Below are 1,444 nucleotides of genomic sequence, written 5' to 3'. Positions count from 1 at the left end.
CCAAAAGGTCAGGAAAAACGCCCCCAGGCCACACCAATCAGGATAGTAACCCCGAAAAAGAGACGATACCAGACAAAAACCCAGGTACTCTGTTTTTTGAGATAATCTAATAACCAAGCGATCGAAAGATAGGAAAATATCGCCGAGGAAATTACCCCAATAGCCAGGGGAATTAGTTCACTGGTGTTAATCTGGTCGAGAACGCCTTTAAATTCCACTAAACCGGCTAAAGTTATCGCCGGAATCCCCAGCAGAAAGGAAAATCGCGCCGCTACGGCCCTTTCTAAACCCATGAATAACCCGGCAGTTAAGGTGGACCCAGAACGAGATACCCCCGGTATTAGGGCTAAAGCTTGGGCTAATCCCATTAAAACCCCGTCTTTTTGTCGCAAAGTCTCAAAACTGCGTTTATGTTTCCCGATTTTTTCGGCCGTAGCTAAGAGTAAAGACATGACTATAGAGGCACAGGCGATCGCTGTCATGCTTCTCAGGGGGGAATTATCTAAATCGGGAATGAAAAGTTTCATTAACAAACCGAAGAAAACAATCGGAATTGTGCCTAGGATAATCCCCACGGCCAAACGAAAATCCTGGGAACGATAATCGGAACTAGCCACCGCTTTCACCATTCCTGTGGATATTTGCCTTAAATCCTGCCAAAAATAGGACAATACCGCCGCAATACTGCCCAATTGAATCACTGCCGTATAGGTGACACCAGGATCTCCCCAACCCAAAAAGACGGGAATCGCTTTTAAATGGGCGGTACTGCTAATCGGCAAAAATTCCGTCACTCCCTGCACAAATCCCAAAAAAATCGCCTGTAACCAGTCAATTTTGGCTAGAGGAATCCTATTCGTGGTTGATTGGGCAATGGCAGCGGGTGTAATCGCCAAAATCACCGTTATTATCGCTATTCCTAGCCATTTATAGCTTTTTTTCAGTAAGGAAAACATCATTTTTCAGTCAAAAAAGGGATGGGGTTTAGGGTGTGGGGAGACCACGTCGTGCGCGTTGCGGGGGGAGATAGGGAAATTAACTAATCAATATTACTGCCTTTTGTCTATTTCCCATTCTCCTATCTCCTATCTGCTATCTGCTATCTGCTATCTGCTATCTGCTATCTCCTGTCTCCTATCTCCTGTCTCCTAATCTCCTGTCTCCTATCTCCTATCTCCTGATTTAAGTATAAATACTTGTTGACAACTCGTAGTCGTTATGAGTACACTTAATTTATACAAACTCGAAATGAGTACGACTTAGCAATTAGGAGTTGACGATTATGCTACCAAACCGAGAAGGGCAGAGAGTTCCCGATGTCACCTTTCCCGTGCGTCAAAATAATCAATGGGTGAACATCACCAGCGAGGAATTATTCAAAGGAAAAACCGTTGTTCTTTTTGCCTTACCTGGGGCATTCACTCCCACCTGTTCCACCTCCCAT

Annotated in this window: 2 protein-coding genes; one reads left to right on the top strand and one right to left on the bottom strand. The window is 44.7% G+C overall.

The window, feature by feature from the left end; genetic code table 11:
- Nucleotides 1-8 precede the first annotated feature (8 nt).
- Nucleotides 9-959 carry an undecaprenyl-diphosphate phosphatase gene (locus PX481_RS22555; protein ID WP_288096156.1) on the bottom strand — a complete coding sequence of 317 codons (951 nt, stop codon included), beginning with the start codon at nucleotides 957-959 and terminating at the stop codon, nucleotides 9-11.
- 323 nt (nucleotides 960-1,282) lie between these two features.
- Here PX481_RS22555 and PX481_RS22550 point away from each other — a divergent pair.
- On the top strand, nucleotides 1,283-1,444 hold a 162-nt coding region (locus PX481_RS22550; protein ID WP_288096159.1), incomplete at its 3' end, for a redoxin family protein.

It is taken from the genome of Microcystis sp. M53603_WE2 (assembly GCF_030065435.1).
Note: the sequence above shows the minus strand (reverse complement) of the source record. Positions and strands in the feature narration are given on the sequence as shown.